The sequence below is a fragment of the Glaciecola sp. HTCC2999 genome, assembly GCF_000155775.1.
GTDB lineage: Bacteria > Pseudomonadota > Gammaproteobacteria > Enterobacterales > Alteromonadaceae > Opacimonas.
Map to the genome: position 1 here is coordinate 82,801 of NZ_DS989813.1, position 18,316 is coordinate 101,116.

The 18,316-nt window shown below is 43.2% G+C and carries 14 protein-coding genes; 9 read left to right on the plus strand and 5 right to left on the minus strand.

Going from position 1 to position 18,316, the window contains the following annotated elements:
* Positions 1-6 precede the first annotated feature (6 nt).
* The 3 genes from G2999_RS08895 to G2999_RS08905 are packed head-to-tail and all read right to left on the minus strand — an operon-like array spanning position 7 to position 4,049.
* Complete coding sequence (locus tag G2999_RS08895; protein WP_010180856.1) at positions 7-1,239, minus strand: exo-beta-N-acetylmuramidase NamZ domain-containing protein; 1,233 nt, start codon at positions 1,237-1,239, stop codon at positions 7-9.
* Positions 1,239-2,153: an N-acetylmuramic acid 6-phosphate etherase gene (gene murQ / locus G2999_RS08900; RefSeq protein WP_010180858.1), complete on the minus strand. Its 915-nt coding sequence runs from the start codon at positions 2,151-2,153 to the stop codon at positions 1,239-1,241. Before murQ ends, G2999_RS08895 begins: the two co-directional genes overlap by 1 nt.
* 3 nt (positions 2,154-2,156) lie before the next feature.
* On the minus strand, positions 2,157-4,049 hold the full coding sequence (locus G2999_RS08905) for a DUF885 family protein (RefSeq protein ID WP_010180860.1): 1,893 nt from the start codon (positions 4,047-4,049) through the stop codon (positions 2,157-2,159).
* 164 nt (positions 4,050-4,213) lie between these two features.
* Between G2999_RS08905 and G2999_RS08910 the strand changes: the two genes are divergently transcribed.
* Positions 4,214-4,768: a GNAT family acetyltransferase gene (locus G2999_RS08910; protein WP_010180862.1), complete on the plus strand. Its 555-nt coding sequence runs from the start codon at positions 4,214-4,216 to the stop codon at positions 4,766-4,768.
* Positions 4,769-4,784: 16 nt separating this feature from the next.
* Here G2999_RS08910 and G2999_RS12280 read toward each other — a convergent pair whose 3' ends face one another.
* Entirely contained in the window at positions 4,785-5,345 is a 561-nt protein-coding gene (locus tag G2999_RS12280) for a CIA30 family protein (protein ID WP_010180863.1), read from the minus strand.
* 206 nt (positions 5,346-5,551) lie between these two features.
* On the opposite strand from G2999_RS12280, the gene alr reads away from it, so the two are divergent.
* The 3 genes from alr (at position 5,552) to G2999_RS08930 (ending at position 12,117) form a co-directional block, all read left to right on the plus strand.
* Positions 5,552-6,655 carry an alanine racemase gene (gene alr, locus G2999_RS08920; RefSeq protein ID WP_010180866.1) on the plus strand — a complete coding sequence of 368 codons (1,104 nt, stop codon included), beginning with the start codon at positions 5,552-5,554 and terminating at the stop codon, positions 6,653-6,655.
* A gap of 97 nt (positions 6,656-6,752) precedes the next feature.
* A complete protein-coding gene (putA, locus tag G2999_RS08925) occupies positions 6,753-10,574 on the plus strand; it encodes a bifunctional proline dehydrogenase/L-glutamate gamma-semialdehyde dehydrogenase PutA (protein WP_010180867.1) in 3,822 nt (1,273 codons plus the stop codon).
* Between the two features lie 13 nt (positions 10,575-10,587).
* A complete protein-coding gene (locus tag G2999_RS08930) occupies positions 10,588-12,117 on the plus strand; it encodes an inorganic triphosphatase (RefSeq protein WP_010180869.1) in 1,530 nt (509 codons plus the stop codon).
* 21 nt (positions 12,118-12,138) lie between these two features.
* Here the strand turns inward: G2999_RS08930 and mutH are convergent, their stop codons facing one another.
* A complete protein-coding gene (mutH, locus tag G2999_RS08935) occupies positions 12,139-12,819 on the minus strand; it encodes a DNA mismatch repair endonuclease MutH (protein ID WP_010180871.1) in 681 nt (226 codons plus the stop codon).
* Between the two features lie 97 nt (positions 12,820-12,916).
* On the opposite strand from mutH, the gene rppH reads away from it, so the two are divergent.
* From rppH to G2999_RS08960, 5 genes are read left to right on the plus strand one after another with little or no spacing between them, the layout of a single operon-like run.
* Complete coding sequence (gene rppH / locus G2999_RS08940) at positions 12,917-13,495, plus strand: RNA pyrophosphohydrolase (protein WP_010180873.1); 579 nt, start codon at positions 12,917-12,919, stop codon at positions 13,493-13,495.
* Positions 13,496-13,527: 32 nt separating this feature from the next.
* The gene (ptsP, locus tag G2999_RS08945) at positions 13,528-15,807 is read left to right on the plus strand and encodes a phosphoenolpyruvate--protein phosphotransferase (protein ID WP_010180874.1); all 2,280 of its coding nucleotides are present in this window, start codon (positions 13,528-13,530) and stop codon (positions 15,805-15,807) included.
* Positions 15,808-15,825: 18 nt separating this feature from the next.
* Positions 15,826-16,635 (plus strand): sulfite exporter TauE/SafE family protein, encoded by an 810-nt coding sequence (locus G2999_RS08950; protein ID WP_010180877.1) that lies wholly within the window; start codon positions 15,826-15,828, stop codon positions 16,633-16,635.
* Between the two features lie 3 nt (positions 16,636-16,638).
* The gene (gene lgt, locus G2999_RS08955) at positions 16,639-17,451 is read left to right on the plus strand and encodes a prolipoprotein diacylglyceryl transferase (protein ID WP_010180879.1); all 813 of its coding nucleotides are present in this window, start codon (positions 16,639-16,641) and stop codon (positions 17,449-17,451) included.
* A gap of 3 nt (positions 17,452-17,454) precedes the next feature.
* Positions 17,455-18,306, plus strand: coding sequence for a thymidylate synthase (locus tag G2999_RS08960; RefSeq protein WP_010180881.1), 852 nt, complete (start codon positions 17,455-17,457; stop codon positions 18,304-18,306).
* Positions 18,307-18,316: the final 10 nt, after the last annotated feature.

Sequence of the window (18,316 nt, forward strand, 5' to 3'; positions counted from 1 at the left end):
GAGCTATTACTCTGGATAAAGTAAATAGGGTTGACGTTGAGATTGATACTGGCTTAATCCAGACTGCCAACGCGCTTCAATTTGCTCAATACTCTCACCCTGTAACAGTGCTTTTCTTAACGTGTCGCTGCCTGCTAATTTATCAAAAAAACTTTCCGAGGTAATCAGGTCAATGCCTTGAGCCCTAGCGAGTGAAAAGACGTAATGAAGTAGGCGCAAATCAAATCCCGTCACTGAGTATGATCGTATTTCAAAATCATCGATGAATAAGGCGTTTAAAGGGGTGTTTTCCCACTTTGGGTAGGGTGCTGCAACAGGATCTTTCTGCGGCACTATTTGGGTCAATGATGTATCTGGCCATATTAATGTTGGATGTCCTAACATTTGAAAAGGAAGAGCAGTCCCTCTGCCAACACTGATGTGAGTGGGCTCAAATAAACATAACGATGCATACCACCTTACAGAAGATGCATTTGGGAGATTGGGGCTTGGCGGGATCGGTAATGGGTATGGATCGGTTTTACGGTAATTGGTGAGGGAGATGACATTAAGTGTTAGGTTGTCAGCATGTTCTATCCAGTGTTCGCCTTTGATCATCAATGCTAACTCGCCAACCGTTAATCCATGTACAACAGGGATGGGATGCATCCCGACAAATGAGCGAAATTCAGGTGCTAAAATGGGACCTGCGACATACTGACCATTGGGATTAGGGCGATCTAAGATCAGCATATCGACATTATATTTTGCTGCGGCAGCCATCGCATAATGCATGGTTGAGATATAAGTATAAAAACGGACCCCCACATCTTGGATATCAAACACTAATACATCGATGTTAGCAAGCATGGCCTGGGTAGGTGCTTTGGTTTGACCATATAGAGAAATAATAGGTAAGCCAGTCGTGGTATCGATATTATCCTCAATCATCTCGCCTGCGCCTTGGTTTCCTCTAAAACCATGCTCAGGTGCAAAAACGCTAACGACGTTGATATGATGTTGGAGCAACGCATCGACAAGATGAATCGAATTCGGAGTATTGGGATATAATACCGATGTCTGGTTAACAATCAGGCCGACGCGTTTACCTTGTAATTGTGGTAGATAGCGTTCAAGTTGTTCGGCCCCTAACATCATATTTTGTTGATTGGATGGTGATGTTGACGTCTGTGCACATCCATTTAATAACAATAGCACGAATAGTAAGATCAGAGATAAAGGGCAGTGAGCTAGGCGCATTACACGTTTGCCAAGGCTCGGCGAAGATAACCCTCGTGCTGAGCTAATAAATCGGTGGCGCGGGAAGCATCAATATCAGCAAGAATACATAATATTGCTGTCTTTGCTCGATAGTGAGTACTTATTAATGTGGTTTTTGCAGTATTGATATCACATCCCGTTGCTTCTATGACAATACGCTGTGCTCGCGCTTTTAGTTTTTCATTACTCGCATTCACATCGACCATGAGATTGGTGTAGGTTTTACCTAATTTGATCATAGATGCTGTACTGAGCATATTAAGAATAAGCTTTTGTGCCGTACCAGCCTTCATTCGAGTCGATCCGGTTAAAATTTCAGGACCTACGGCTGCGCAAATATTAATATCTGCTAAGGTATTGATAGTACCGTTTGGATTGCAACTTATACTGATTGTTTGAGCGTGAATTTGTTTGGCATAATTTAGCGCACCGATGACATAAGGTGTTCGTCCAGAGGCGGCAATACCGACCAATACGTCGTGTCGAGAGAACTGTATATGAGCTAGATCATGCTGAGCCGCAGCTCTGTTATCCTCAGCTCCTTCCACAGCATTAGTGAGCGCTTGCTCGCCTCCGGCGATAATTCCTTGAACTAGTTCATCGTCGACACTAAACGTGGGACGGCACTCTACAGCGTCTAAAATACCTAACCGACCAGATGTACCAGCACCAATATAAATTAATCGCCCACCTGCTGATAATTGTGAGACGATCAGATCCACCGCTTGAGTAATAACGGGTAATATTTCAGCAATGACATTAGGTACCGTTTTATCTGCGATATTGATGGTTTTCAAGATATCAAATGTCGATTGGCAATCAATTGTCATTGAGTCAGGGTGGCGATTTTCTGATAAAATTTGCTGTAAATCGCTCGGGGTGACATCACTCATTAGTTAGCCGGCCTTCACTCTGTCAATCCAGCTATTCACTTTACGCTCGAGCATGGTCATCGGCAGTGCCCCGCCACCTAAAATCGTGTCGTGGAATGCGCGTATATCAAACCGTTTACCCAGTTGCATTTCAGCATGGCGGCGCAGTTCTTGAATTTTTAACATACCGATCTTGTAGCCGGTGGCTTGACCTGGTAATACTAAATATCGACGTACTTCGGATGTGGCTTGTTCTGACGTAATGGCGGAGTTTTCTTTAAAATAAGCAATTGCTTTTTCTTCTGTCCAGCCTTTAGCGTGCAAGCCAGTATCGACGACTAGGCGAATCGCACGCCACATCTCTGAACCTAGACGTCCAAATTCAGATAATGGGTCTTGGTAAGTCCCGGGCATTTCCTTAGCCAACCATTCTGAATATAAGGCCCAGCCTTCTCCGTAGGCATTAAGATAAGATTGTTGTCTAAAAGTTGGGATCCCTTCAAGCTCCAATGAAATGGCGATTTGCATATGATGGCCAGGTAAGCCTTCATGATAAGCGATAACCTCTAGTTCACGCTTTGGCATGGCTGTCATATCGGATAAATGGGCATAATAAACACCTGGGCGAGATCCATCTGGTGTGCTAGGAGAATAATGTTGTGCAGCACCTGGCTGTTCACGAAAGGCTTCAACGCGTTTCACTACCATATCTGCTTTAGGTAAGATGCCAAAATACTCAGGTAGGACTGCTTTTATTTTATCGATGGCAGCTGTGGCATCATCAATATAGCCTTGTCTACCGGCGTCTGTATCGGGATAATACAAGCGCTCATCGTCTTTCGTATCACGAAGAAAGACAAAAAATTCTTGTAATGTACCTGCAAATCCAAACTCAGCTTTGACAGTTTCCATAGCTGCGCGAAGGCGTGCAACTTCAGATAATCCAATGGTATGGATTTCGTCCGCTGTTAATGTCGTGGTCGTTTGGTTCGCCAAGCGTTCATTATAATAATTGATACCATTAGGTAGTGCACTGACACCTTGAGCTGTTTTTGTAGCGTTGACCTGATCCGTTTTCTGCCAAGCAATTAAACGCTCATAGGCAGGTTTAAATTCAGTCACCAGCGCCGTTTTTATTTTGGTAAGGATAGCGTCTGCATCGGTTTGAGTAAGTAACTCATCGGTCACTAACTTGGCCACTTTACTTTGAGCATCCGCCCAAATAGCAGCGTCTTCTCCGGCAGTAAAAGGCGCACCGGTAATAATTTTTTGAGATTCGTTAATCACGGCTTCAAAAGCAAAATAAGGAGGACGAACACCTTTTGCTGCAATCGCTTGTGAATTGTGGATTAATTGATCCAATGCTTTGGCACTGCCACTAATGCGGGACAAATAGTCTTGTATATCTTGTTCTGTTTCAACAGAGTGCAACGCGATCAATAATTGTGGAAAGAAACTATGAATAGAGGACATTTGATCAAATACATAAGTGTTGTCACGATATTCATACTCAGCAATCGACTGCTGCGCTAAATAGACCCAAAAATCATAAGAGAGTTGGGTATTGGCATCTAATTTTGCATAATCAAACTGGGTTTGTAATTCGGTTAGATTGGCTTTTTGACGGGCAATGCTCTTGTCATAGGCTTCAGCAGAAAAGTCATCAATTTCGCCTTTGCGTTCACTGCGACCAATATAGGTCAATCCGATAGGGCTCTGTAGCTGTTCTGCTTCGAACTTGGCTTCAAACCATGCATTTAATCTTGCCGATTCAGCGACAATTTCAGCATGGGTGATCGGTGCTGCTTCGGATTGTGCTGTGGCCTGTTGAGTGGCAGTGATACTTTCTGATGCAGGAGAACACGCGGTTAATCCTAACACAACGGCTAAGGAGATAAGTGAATGACGTGATGACATAAGGTGTTTTCGCAATGCGACCTAATTGACTAATAATGGACTCGACCATACACCATATTCACAAAGAAATGAATGAAATTTCTCTCTACAGCATTGTAGCTATGACTACTTTGACGTAACATTTCAAAACAAAATCAGTGTCTTAACTTATAAGGTGTGCAGTAGTGCAACTAGAATTGAAAGTCGCGACACTTGAAGATGTGTCTGAGGTATTAGCCCTCCACTATCGATATCAAGTCGATAGCATAGCTGAAGAAGATAAAGCCGATGGTTTTATCACTACGGCATTTACTGAACAGCATTTGCGCGATTTGATCCAAATAGAACAAGGGTTGTTCATCGCAAAGCATAACAACAAAATAGTCGCATATGCGATGTCTGCGTCGTGGCAGTTTTGGTGTCAATGGCCGATGTTTGCTTACATGGTTGAACACTTGGATGACTCAACATGCCAAGGAAATACATTAACCATCGACAACTCTTATCAATATGGGCCAGTCTGTGTTGATAAAAGTGTGCGTGGGCAGGGTGTATTCGAACAGATATTTGCGTTCGCGCTGGAACAAATGTCACGACGTTATCCGTTTTTAGTGACATTCATTAATCAAATCAACCGCCGTTCATTTGCAGCGCATACGGGGAAAGTAGATCTCGACGTTATCAAAACATTCAGTTTTAATCATAATGAATATTATAAACTGGCCTGTAAAACAACCTAAATAGTTGATAAAGAAATTATTTTGTCCAGCTGATAGCATGAACGATTAAGACAAATTCGCCATTATCTTTACTCGTAAGCATCAGTCCCATTTGCGCGATTTCTGGCCAAGTGAGTGCCGGCTGGTTGGGGACGGTGCGACCGCGCCAAACGGGTTTAAAATCTGCTAGCGAAAATTCATACTCTAGAATTTGGTCGGGTTCGGTTTGGAAAAACGTCGCATACGCAATGCCATCCATACGTGATGCGGTGCGAAACCGGAGTTGATAGGCTCGGCCATCGCCTTGCACACTAATACGTACTTTACTGTCAGGCGCTAAATCACGAGGTAGCGTTAGTTCCCGACGAATAGAGGCAAAGCCGCCGTTATTGGCTGTGGAAAGCTGCCCGACAAACGCAAATTCACCCGTTGATATTACACCCGATAGGCTTCTGGAGATGCCACCCATGACGGAATCATCCACGCTATACCAGCGTGCAGTATCTTCTAGAGCCAATGTAAACGCTGTTTGGTCATTGTTAGCCGACACGGTATGTGAAAGTGATGACATGATGAGTAATATTCCTAACCAGCGCATGTTGCACTCCTAAATAATATAATTTAGTTACGATAAAGGCTGGCAAAAGGATTAATTAACACATTTCAGGAGTGATAATTTACAGTCGATTACATGAGTAGTATCAGCAAATTCACTGGCAAAATAAGCGTTTTTTCTATACATTGCATTACTATAGAAATTTGTCAGCCGACTTCTACCATCATTGCATTTGTTAAGGACTGTTAGTGCCACGTCAAACCATCGCCCATATTGATATCAATGCGTTGTTGCATAACTATCATCAAGCCAAAAATGCTGCGCCTCAAAGTCAAACGATGGCGGTCATTAAAGCAGATGGTTATGGACATGGTATGTTAAAAATAGCTCAATGCTTAGCCGATGTGGCTGATGGCTTTGCGGTGGCGTTCATTGACGAAGCGATAGCATGTCGTGATGCTGGATTGACACAACCTATCTTAGTACTTGAAGGTGCACACTCTCCAGAGGATATTGTGCTTGCAGTCGATTATGATCTTTGGTTAGTCATGCATCAACCTGAACAAATTGATTGGTTAGTTGAGTTTGATGCAACACTATCAGTGGATGAGACAAAGCCTACGGTGTGGTTCAAATGTGATACCGGCCTGCATCGTTTGGGTCTCTCACCCAACGAACTGGAAACGGCTTTGCGTAGGGTACCTTCAGAGTATTTAGATAATGCCGTATTGATGGGGCATTTTGCGTGCGCTGATGATTTATCTAATCCAATGAATGCACACCAATTGACGCAGCTCAATGACTTAGCAAATCGATACCAACTGCCTATCTCTATGGCCAATTCCCCAGCGATTGTGGCAGATACTGATTCTCATGGACAATGGAATCGGCTAGGTATTGCACTTTATGGGGCTGAACCATTAAATCGCTCCAGTGCAGTTCAATCCAATGTGGTGTTAAAACCTGTTATGACGCTCACTGCGGCAATCATTGGTTTACGTCAGATTCAACCTGGTGACGCTGTAGGTTACGGGCAAACTTGGCAAGCACAACGCCCTTCTATGATTGCGACCGTGGCGATTGGTTACGGAGATGGCTATCCACGTCATGCTCCCAGCGGTACTCCTGTGTTTCTTCAAGGTCAAACCGTTCCTCTAGTAGGGCGCGTATCGATGGATATGATCACAGTGGACGTGACGGATTTATCTCAGGTGCCAAATATTGGAGATATGGTTGAATTATGGGGGGCAAATTTAAGTGTGACGACAGTCGCAGCGCATATTAATACTATTAATTATGAACTGGTTACCCGGATCAGTCCTCGAGTAACGAAAACATACCATCAGCGTTAATAAAAACTTAACATTTATTCTAGTCATTGTCTTTATTTAGCGATACATTACACGCCTTTGTTATATTCAAAATTTATGTCTTGAAAAGAGGTTGATTATGTTGCTCGCTCACATTGCAAATCCAGTATGCCCATTGCGCCAGAAAATCCGTGATTTTTATCGAATTGATGAAGATCAAGCGGTCGACCATATCCTGCCTCAAGCGGAAGTGAATATGCGTGCTCGGAGCCGAGCATGGGAACGTGCGCGTAATATGGTATTGCAAATTCGTCGTGAGCAAGAGCGTCATGGTGGTGTTGATGCACTTCTCAATGAATTCTCCTTATCCACAGCCGAAGGCATTGTATTGATGTGTCTAGCGGAAGCCTTGTTACGTGTACCCGATAAAGATACCCAAGACGAACTGATCCGCGACAAATTATCCCAAGGCGAGTGGACGCCGCACTTAGGTAATAGTGACTCGCTGTTTGTGAATGTCTCTGCATGGGGCTTATTGTTTACTGGAAACATGGTCGAGTATGCGGATGAAAAGAAAAAAGCGCAATTTGGTTTATTGAAAAAGACGATAGGCCGTTTAGGTGAACCGGTCATTCGTAAATCGATGAATATCGCCATGAAAGTCATGGGGCGTCAATTTGTCATGGGCGAGACGATTAAGGCGGCGGTGAAACGGGCCAAAGACAAAGAATCACAAGGGTATGTGTATTCCTATGATATGTTAGGTGAGGGGGCGCGCACGCAAGCGGATGCAGACCGTTATTATCAATCCTATGAATCTGCGATTCATGTGATTGGTAAGGCTGCTGCTGGGAAAGGACCCGTAAAATCTCCTGGTATTTCAGTGAAATTATCTGCGATCCACCCGCGTTATGAATTTACCCACAGCGAACGTGTACTAGCAGAAATTCCACCCAAACTTAAGGCGTTGTGTTTACTGGCAAAACAATATGATATTGGTTTGACTGTTGATGCTGAAGAATCAGAACGCTTAGACATTTCGTTGGACATTATCGAAGCGGTGTTTAGTGATCCGGATTTAGGCGATTGGGAAGGTTTTGGTTTAGCCGTGCAAGCTTATCAAAAACGCGCTATTCATGTGATTGAATGGTTGCGAGTGCTCACTCAGACTGTCGGTCGTCGCTTAATGGTACGTTTGGTTAAAGGCGCGTATTGGGATAGTGAAATTAAACACACTCAGCAAATGGGGCTAGATGAATTTCCGGTATTCACGCGTAAATCATCCACCGATGTATCTTATCATGCGTGTGCCAATAAACTGTTAGATTACCGCGATACTATTTTTCCGCAATTTGCGACGCATAATGCTTATACAGCTTCGGTGATCATTGAACTTGCTGGCGGCGATACGATTAAAAACGGGGATGCCGGTTTTGAATTTCAGTGTCTCCATGGCATGGGAGATTCATTATATGACCAAGTCGTCACTGAAGTGGGCGTGCAATGTCGCGTGTATGCGCCGGTGGGCGAGCATGAAGATCTCCTCGCTTATTTGGTGCGTCGACTATTAGAAAATGGCGCAAACAGCTCATTTGTTAATGCCATTGTGAATCCTGACTTACCGGTTGAATCGTTACTGACTGATCCAGTAGAACGTACACAACGCTTAAAGCGCAAAACGAACCCTCATATTGTCCCTGCATATGCCATGTTTGGTGAGGAACGTCCTAATTCTAAGGGGCTGGACATCAACGATCCGCAAAGCTTGATTCACATGCAGTTAGATATGAATCGCTGGCTTGATGAAAACTTACCAGTGGTAGGCAGTGGTGATGACTTAACGCCTATTTATAACCCTGCAAATATTGCTGAATTAGTCGGGCAATTGAATTATCAAACTAAAGAGCAAATGCTGGCAAAACTCGATTTAGTTGAACATGCATTTACAGATTGGTCTAACACAGATGTGGCCGAACGTGCTGCTATTATCAATCGAATTGCCGATGCGTTAGAACGTCATATGCCTGAATTGATTGCGCTGTGTATCAAAGAAGCGGGTAAAGTCACTCAAGATAGCGTGGATGAAATTCGTGAGGCGGTGGATTTTTGTCGGTACTATGCGGCCCAAGCACAAACACTAGCTGAAGATGCGCGCCTGCAACCACGCGGCGTGATTTTATGTATTAGTCCATGGAACTTCCCACTGGCGATCTTTTTGGGACAAATCGTAGCGGCGCTAGCGACGGGGAATACGGTGTTAGCAAAACCGGCTGAGCAAACCAGCCTGATTGCTCTACATGCCTTAAATCTCATGCTTTCGGTGGGGTTACCAGAAGGGGTGGTGGAATTGATCATCGCACCTGGTCAAGGTGTGGGTGAGACGTTATTACCCGATCATCGCATTAAAGCGGTGATGTTTACCGGATCTACGCAAACAGGGTCATTAATCTCCAAGATCCTCGCTCAACGCGGTGCCGAGCAAGTACCATTAATTGCAGAAACGGGTGGTCAAAACTGTATGATCGTTGATTCTACGGCTTTGCCTGAGCAAGTTGTAGACGATGTGATTGCATCGGGCTTCCAATCTGCTGGTCAACGTTGTTCGGCAATGCGCGTGTTGTATGTCCATGAAAAAATTGCCGATGATGTGATCCGCATGATCACCGGTGCCTTATCAGAATTACATGTGGGGAATCCGGCTCAATTAGAAACCGATGTAGGGCCGGTCATAGATACTAAAGCCCTCAATGCATTGAACGCTCACGTTGACTATATGCAAACGCAAATTGATGCAAAACGTGCGTCGCTAGTGTTTGAATGTGAACTGGGTACTTTGCCTGAACAAGGGCATTTCTTTGCACCTCGTTTATATGAAATTGATCATATTGATGTCTTAAAGCAAGAAGTGTTTGGTCCTGTGGTGCATGTCATTCGTTTTAAAGGAAATGATTTGGCTGGGTTAGTGGAACAAATTAACTCATCAGGTTTTGGTCTGACTATGGGGATCCATACGCGCATTGAATCGCGTGCTTATGAGTTAGCCCGTTTGTCACGCGCGGGTAATGTTTATATCAACCGTAATATGATTGGTGCGATTGTCGGTGTGCAACCCTTTGGTGGTCGAGGCTTATCCGGTACTGGTCCTAAAGCCGGTGGTCCAAACTACTTACCACGATTACTGCAAGAGGTCGCGACGCCTAAACCGACGGTTGAGGTACCTGATGCTATCGATCCTGCATTAGTCTCGGATGATAAAGCATCCGCTGAAGCTCAGCACTTTATGACACAAGCACATGAGGTTGAAGCGATGTGGCGCTTAACATCTTTGAACGACCGTATTTCTATGGTACGTCAATTGTTAGCCAAAATTTCTACGGTGGATTCAGTGGATGAATTCGCGGATGATTTGAACCATACGTTAGCGGCTGCGCGTGATCAGTTGATTCATATTGAAAAACGCCTAAGCAAGCCGCTTGAACTACCGGGGCCAACAGGTGAATACAATGCACTATCTTATGAGCCGCGTGGCACGTTGATTTGTTTTGCAGATAAAGATGTGAATTTTGAGTATTGGACGTTATCGATTGTAACAGCACTCGCTACCGGGAATGTGGTTGTAGCAGTAGTGTCGGATATCTTCTACCCAGAGGCATTAGCCTTTCGTGATAAATTAGTCGCTACAGGGACTAATGAAGCGGTACTTCAGGTGGCGAATCTGCGTCACCTCGATGCGTTGTTAAAACATGAAGACCTTGCAGGTGTCGTAGTGGATAGTAATACTGATCGTAGTGCATATATTGCTGCCATGCTTGCCGATCGCAGTGGGGCGATATTACCGGTGATCACAGCTGAATATAATGATAATCTAATACAACGATTAGTGACTGAAAAAACTATCAGCATCGATACCACAGCATCAGGCGGGAATACTTCGTTGATGACTTTGGTGGATGATGAGTAATTAGGGAAATAGTGTGCCAACACGCGATTCATCTGTGCCATCACAGACACCATTGGAAGTTGAATTAAAACTCATAGCGCTGCATGATCCACTTGTAGCGTTTGAAGAACATGTCCTGCCAAATTTGAATGGGCAGGTGCATGTTTCAAAGAAAACACTGAAAAATCAATATTTTGATACGCCAGATCAGTTGTTGCGTCAGCACAAAATGGGATTGCGAGTGCGCAGTGCGAATGATGAGCATGAACAAACCCTCAAATTGAAAGGTTCTACAGTAGGCGGTTTACATCAACGCCCAGAGTATAATCTGCCATTATCAACGGCGAATGTTGATATTCGTTTGTTTGATGCCGATATTTGGCCAGTGACATTCGATATAAATGGCATTCAAGAGGCGTTATCACCATTATTTACTACGCATTTTCATCGCACGACCTATCATATTACTGATGCAGACGATAATGAGTTTGAAGTGGTGTTTGATGTAGGAGAAGTTGCGACGGACAACGACCAGCATCCTATTAATGAAATTGAGTTAGAACTGGTTAAAGGTCTGCCTAATGCATTATTTGAACTGGCAAATAGCATAGCTCAACATTGTGATGTGCGGGTGAATAATCTGACGAAAGCCGCATATGGTTATGCACTGGTGAGTGGGAAATCTTTACAGCCTAAAAAAATGGCATATGTTTTACCTATTAATCAAAAAGCCAGCACGGAAGCAGCGTTTGAGACGGCCGCAGCATATGCGTTAAAACACTGGCAGCATAATCAAACGGTATACGTTGAGACTTACAAGTTACAAGCACTGACTGAAATGGTGCGGGCGATACGATTATTGTTACAAGTGTTTTCACTCTATTTACCGGTATTACAGTGCAAAGCATTATTAAGCTTACATCGTGATTTGATAAAATTTTTACAATCGTTGCATTGGCAAGACGAGATCCATGCTATCCGTTATCTGCGATCACGCAAAGGTCCATTTAGTAAACGTCTAAACAGAGACGCGGCGTTAATGAGCTACTTACAAGGTCGTAAAGAAGGTATCTTGAATGCCCATGCGCCTCAAGATATTATTTTTTCAACCGCCTCTGCCACTATCCAATTAGATACAGCTGCACTGCTACTTAACCGTCCTTGGCGTGAAAGTGCCCATGGTTATGAGACGCCTGTTATTGAGCATGCACATGGATGGTTATCACAAGGTTGGCAAACCTTGCTTCAAGCAATGCCTAATCAAACCATGAAAGCGCCTCAATATCTTTCTGCACAAGTTTTATTAAGACAAACATTGTTGAACGGTTTTATGTTAGCTGGGCTATTTGATGAAGATCGTGAAAGGTTTCGTGCGCCTTGGCTGGATTTAGCAATGGGGATGGAAGAGCTAAATGCCTTGGCATTACTCAAACATATTCTTCAAGAAACCGATCTGGATGATAAATCAGATTTATTAACGTGGACACGTGATAAAACCGACGCTTTGCTCAATGTGATGGAAATGACGCGCAATGTGGCGTTAAATGCTGAGATATATTGGTAAGCACTAACGCTTAAGTCAGTATTAACGACCAAATGCGCGATTCACTATCTGTTGAGTGAAGGTTTTACGTAAGTAAAATCCGCGTGGGCGAGTTTGGATGATTTGTCCGTCTAGCCCTCTAGCATCAGTTAACGCTGCTCCATTAGCGGCTTTGGGGCGGATATGCAAGGCTTCCCCCATGCGTGCGTTAATGGATTCGATGTGACCTAAGCTGATTTTTTCCATTAACTCTTCCCAGTCGTGTTGCAGTATATCCAATTCATCTTCACTGGGTTGCCAAAATAACGGCATACCCAGTTGCCGCTCTCGTGGTGGGATGTCACGCTCACCTACCACGGGAATAAATAACACTTGGGTGAGTTTATTTTTCACCGCGCTAGTGTCCCATTGTTCTGCTATGTGCGACAGCAAATGTACATAACAAACATATGTGGTCTCCAAAACATTGCCGTTTTGATCAATTGGGATAGTTTTTAACTCGACGCCTAAATCAGGAAAGTCTTGTTGTTGTTTAGACCCAGCACTGGCCCCAAGCCACAATTCAATTAACTGCCCAGTAAAGCCTTTATGCTGTTTAAAATGAGGAGGTACATGAATATTCGCAGCATCTCCTAATTCCCCTAAAGTTAACCCTGCAATTTGCTCTGCACGCTCAAGTAGGTGTGAAATATTTTCTGGAGGTGTGATAGGAAGCTTAGGCATGATTTATTTGTTAGATAAGTGTAAGTTATTGCTAGGAAAAGATAGAGGTTTGTGAAAGAATGTCAACATATTAAATTTTCACCGAATTGGTTTCCAAGTGATTGATGCTGAAGGATTCCGTGCCAATGTCGGTATTATTATCTGCAATAAACAGGGGCAGGTGTTTTGGGCGCGTCGTTACGGCCAACATTCGTGGCAATTTCCACAAGGGGGAATTGATCAAGGCGAGAACCCTGAGCAGGCAATGTATCGTGAATTGCATGAAGAAGTAGGACTTAAGCCTACGGATGTCGAATTATTGGGAGTGACCCGTAATTGGATCCGCTACCGCTTACCCAAACGCTTGATCCGTTCAGGCACACATCCTGTGTGTATTGGACAAAAACAGAAATGGTTTTTATTACGTCTAACATGTGATGATAAAGATGTGGATGTACTGCATTCTTCTCATCCAGAGTTTGATGATTGGCGTTGGACCAGTTATTGGTATCCCATTCGCAATGTCGTCTCGTTTAAGCGTGAAGTTTATCGTCGAGCATTAAAAGAATTACTGCCGATGCTCTTTAATGGCTTAAGATCACAACAAAAGCCGGAACAAAAATCCAATAATAAACCAGACCATAAAAAACATTCACGGCGTCACAAAGCACGTAGACGGAAAAACCCGAACCAATAATAATCGACGTATTACTTGGAGATTGGATTAGGATGCTCACCACTTTAAAGCAAATTGTACAAGAAGTTAGCCGTACACCTGAGCTGGATGCCGCTTTGAATCGGTTAGTGACGTTAGTCAAAAAGGCAATGGAAGTAGATTCATGCTCTATCTATTTGGCTAATTATGACAAGCAACAATTGATTTTGGCTGCGACTAACGGTCTTGATCAAGGCGCAGTTGGTAAAGTTCGTATTGGATTTTATGAAGGTGTTATTGGTTTAGTAGGACAGCGAGAAGAGCCGCTGAATATAGAAAACGTCCATCAACATCCTCATTTTAAACACTATCCCGAAGTCAAAGAAGAAAACTATAACGCTTTTTTGGGCACACCTATTATTTATCAGCGTAAAGTACTCGGTGTCATGACCATACAACAGACGCAGATGCGCCGTTTCTCGCCAGATGAAGAAGCATTTTTGGTCACGTTAGCAACACAAATCGCGTTAGAAATTGCCAATGCAAATATGCTTGGAGAGCTGATTCAATCTGAAAGTATGGCGCAACCCTCGGGGCCGCAAATGGTTAATGGTGTCCCAGGTGCAAGTGGGCTGGCTATGGGCATCGGGGTGACTTGGAATCAACAAGTGTTGTTGAGTACTTTAGTGAATCGACGACATCAAAACGAAGCATATGAGATCATCGCTTATCGGGATGCGGTCGAGATAACACGCGCAGAGGTGAAGGCGTTATCATTAGGGTTAGATGAGTCATTACCGGATGATATTAAAGCCATTTTTACTATGTATGACCAGCTTCTGGATGCAAATAGTTTAGGTCGTGAGGTTGAAAAACGAATCAAAGATGGGTGGAATGCAGCGACAAGTTTAAAGCTAGTGGTCGAGGATTATGCGGCTCGCTTTAAAGCGATGCAAGATCCTTATATGCAAGAACGTGCAGTTGATATTATCGATTTATCTAATCGTATTTTAGGGTATATTTTAAATCCGACAAAAAAACCACGACAGTTTCCTGACAAGCCGTTTATTCTCGTCGCGGATGAAATTACGGCATCGATGTTAGCAGAGTGTCCCAGTGATATGCTTCAAGGTGTCATCTCAATTAACGGCTCGCAAAACTCTCATGCTGCGATCCTCGCCCGCGCGTTAGGTATTCCCGCGATCATGGGGATCGCCTCAATATTGCCGTCCTTATTAGATCAAAAAACATTACTAATTGATGGTTATTCAGGGGCAATTACGATTAGCCCTGAACCTCAACAAGCGCGCGAATTTAAACAACTCATTGCAGAAGAACAAAACCTTAATGACCGCATTGACGCTTTGAGTAATGAGCCTTCGATTACCTTAGATCATCATGACATGCATCTATATGTTAATACTGGGTTAGTTGTGAAACAAGAACTTGCAGATAATACCAATATCAAAGGCGTAGGGTTATTTAGAACTGAAATTCCGTTTATGCAAAGTGACCATTTTCCGCCGGAGCAAGCCCAATATGAACTCTATCGTAGTATTTTACAGGCAAGTCCTGATAAAGATATTACTATGCGTACGTTAGATGTAGGCGGTGATAAACCTTTATCTTATTTGCCTATTGTGGAAGATAACCCTTTTTTAGGCTGGCGTGGGATCCGTATTACACTGGATCAGCCTGAGATATTTTTGGTCCAAGCTCGGGCGATGATCCGTGCCAGTGAAGATTACACTAACCTGCAAATAATGTTGCCGATGATCACGACAATTTCTGAGGTTAAAGAGGCCAAACGCCTATTACAACAGGCCTTCTTTGAAGTGAAAGAAGAATCTAACGATCCACACTCTATGATGATGCCAAAATTAGGGATCATGTTGGAAGTACCTGCAGTCGTATATCAGCTTCCTAAATTTGCCGAGCATGTAGATTTTTTCTCTGTAGGGAGTAACGATTTAACCCAATATTTATTGGCGGTTGACCGAAATAATCCACGAGTATCTTCCTTGTATAATAGTTTTCATCCGTCTGTCCTTGCGGTTTTACAGGAGATTGTCACACAAGCGTATCAATTAAATAGACCTATCACGGTTTGTGGTGAGCTCGCTGGTGACCCAGCGGGTGCAGTACTGTTGATGGCAATGGGTTATGAAAAACTGAGTATGAACGCTCATAATATTCGTAAAATTAATTGGGTAATACGCAGTATTGAGCTTAAACATTCCCAACAATTATTAGCAGATGTCATGATGTTGGATAATCCCAATGAAGTGAAGACCTACGTCGACACCTTTCTTGAAACGCATGGACTGGGTGGTTTGGTTCGTGCAGGTGCTTAAACGAGGTATGTTCGTTATATGTTAGCTCCAGAAGTCAGTATATTTTTGATTTGTATTATGTTGGGATCAGTGGTGGGTTTAAGTGCTGGTTTATTAGGCATTGGTGGTGGTCTAATTGTTGTGCCGGCACTGACGTATCTGTTAAGTTATTTTTTAGGTATTACTCCGTTTGATGCAATAACTATTGCGATTGCCACATCACTTTCTACTATTATCTTAACCGGTCTATCTTCATCACGCGCTCACTATCAATTGGGTAATTTAGAGTTCAAGACAATTTTCTTCACCGGGTTAGGGATTGCTGTTGGGGCGGTTGCTGGTGGGTTATTTGCAACTAGTATTGATGGTCAACTACTCAAAGGTATATTTGCGGTATTGGTGATACTCGTCGCTTTATATATGATATTTGGGAAGAAAACCGCATCGAGATTTAGTGTAAACCGTCCTTTGTTATCGTTCATAGGACTCAAAACTGGATTCATTTCAGCGATGATGGGCATTGGCGGCGGCGCAATACTAGTGCCAGCGATGATGTTTTTTCAGATTGATATGCGAAGAGCGATTGGTTGTGCATCGGTCAGTGGATTAATCATAGCGCTATTTGGTACGGCTAGCTTTGTCATAGCAGGTTGGTCGTTACCTGATTTACCTCCATATTCTATGGGGTACGTTTATCTACCTGCTACGGTAGGGATCGTATTAAGCTCAGTGTTTACTGCACCAATTGGTGCTAAAATGGGTCAAACGATGGATACTCAAAAGTTAAAACGAATTTTTGCGATATTCCTAGTCTTAGTAAGTATTCGAATGTTAATAGGGATCTTATAATACATGCAGTCTATTTCTGAAGCCCAGTATTGGGTGTTTACAAATATTGATCCGGTTATTTTTTCAGTTGGTCCATTAGCGGTGCGTTGGTATGGGCTGATGTATTTGGTCGCATTTGTTGCCGCTTATTTGATTGCGAAGGCCAGATTAGCAAGAACAAGCTGGAGTGAGGAAGACTTAAGTGATTTATTATTTTGGGGCTTTTTAGGCGTCATTTTAGGTGGGCGTTTGGGTTATGTGTTCTTCTATCAATTTGAATATTTTTTAAATGATCCTTTATATCTTTTCAAGATTTGGACCGGTGGTATGTCGTTTCATGGCGGTTTGCTTGGCGTCATAACCGCTATATACTTATTTGCTCGTAAAAAACAGGTATCATTTCTCACGGTGGGGGATTTTGTAGCACCATTGGTACCTTTAGGCCTAGGTGCCGGGCGTATAGGAAACTTTATTAATGGCGAACTGTGGGGGCGCACTACAGACGTGCCATGGGCGGTGATATTTGCATCGACTGATCCTGAAAGTCTACCTCGTCACCCCTCGCAGTTATATCAATTTGCATTAGAGGGTGTCGTGTTATTTTCATTAATTTGGTTCTTTTCACGCAGTCCTAAACCAGTAGGTTCGGTGGGCGGCTTATTTTTAGTTGGCTATGGTATTCAGCGCTTTGTTGTCGAGTACTTCCGTCAACCAGATGCTCATTTAGGACTCAATACATTAGGCCTATCACAAGGACAAATGCTGAGTATCCCGATGATTTTACTTGGGGTGTTTGTGATGGTGCGTGCTTATTCTAGCGGTAAACAAGGGGGTTAATATATGCGACAGTATGAAGATTTATGTCAACGGATCATTGATGAAGGTGAGTGGGTTTACAATGAAAGAACCGGTAAACGCTGCTTAACGCTAATCAATGCTGATCTGGAGTACAATGTTGCAGATAATGAATTTCCTCTTGTGACGACGCGTAAAAGCTTTTATAAAGCGGCGATTGCTGAGTTACTAGGGTATCTACGTGGCTATGATAATGCCGCTGATTTTAGAGCGATTGGCTGTAACACATGGAATGCGAATGCGAATGAAAATAGCGCATGGTTAAATAATCCGCATCGTAAAGGTGAAGACGATATGGGCCGAGTTTACGGTGTTCAAGGTCGTCGCTGGATGACACCTGATGGTCGTGAAATAGATCAGCTTAAGAGTATCGTGGATGACTTATCTAAGGGGATAGATTCACGTGGTGAGATCCTCACATTTTATAATCCAGGTGAATTTGAATACGGGTGTTTACGTCCGTGTATGCATACACACCATTTTTCTTTGCTAGGTGGGAAGCTATATTTAAACAGTTTCCAACGCAGTGCTGATATCCCTCTAGGGATTAATTTTAATCAGGTGCAGGTATTTGTATTACTAGCGCTTATGGCTCAGATTACAGGTCATAAACCTGGTAAGGCATATCATAAGATTGTAAATGCGCACATTTATGAAGATCAATTAGAGTTGATGCGTGATGTGCAGTTGAAACGTGAACCGTTCCCTGCACCTAAACTGACGATTAACCCCAAGATAAAAACATTAGCGGATATTGAAACTTGGGTGACCACTGATGACTTTAAAGTGGAAGGATATGAGTGTCACGAGCCGATTAAATATCCATTTGCGGTATAATGCTAATACT

Bases quoted from the DNA above. Each gene is read 5' to 3' on its own strand.
- G2999_RS08895 (WP_010180856.1), bottom strand. From the start codon at position 1,239: ATGCGCCTAGCTCACTGCCCTTTATCTCTGATCTTACTATTCGTGCTA.
- murQ (WP_010180858.1), bottom strand. From the start codon at position 2,153: ATGAGTGATGTCACCCCGAGCGATTTACAGCAAATTTTATCAGAAAAT.
- G2999_RS08905 (WP_010180860.1), bottom strand. From the start codon at position 4,049: ATGTCATCACGTCATTCACTTATCTCCTTAGCCGTTGTGTTAGGATTA.
- G2999_RS12280 (WP_010180863.1), bottom strand. From the start codon at position 5,345: ATGCGCTGGTTAGGAATATTACTCATCATGTCATCACTTTCACATACC.
- putA (WP_010180867.1), top strand. From the start codon at position 6,753: ATGTTGCTCGCTCACATTGCAAATCCAGTATGCCCATTGCGCCAGAAA.
- mutH (WP_010180871.1), bottom strand. From the start codon at position 12,819: ATGCCTAAGCTTCCTATCACACCTCCAGAAAATATTTCACACCTACTT.
- ptsP (WP_010180874.1), top strand. From the start codon at position 13,528: ATGCTCACCACTTTAAAGCAAATTGTACAAGAAGTTAGCCGTACACCT.
- G2999_RS08950 (WP_010180877.1), top strand. From the start codon at position 15,826: ATGTTAGCTCCAGAAGTCAGTATATTTTTGATTTGTATTATGTTGGGA.
- lgt (WP_010180879.1), top strand. From the start codon at position 16,639: ATGCAGTCTATTTCTGAAGCCCAGTATTGGGTGTTTACAAATATTGAT.
- G2999_RS08960 (WP_010180881.1), top strand. From the start codon at position 17,455: ATGCGACAGTATGAAGATTTATGTCAACGGATCATTGATGAAGGTGAG.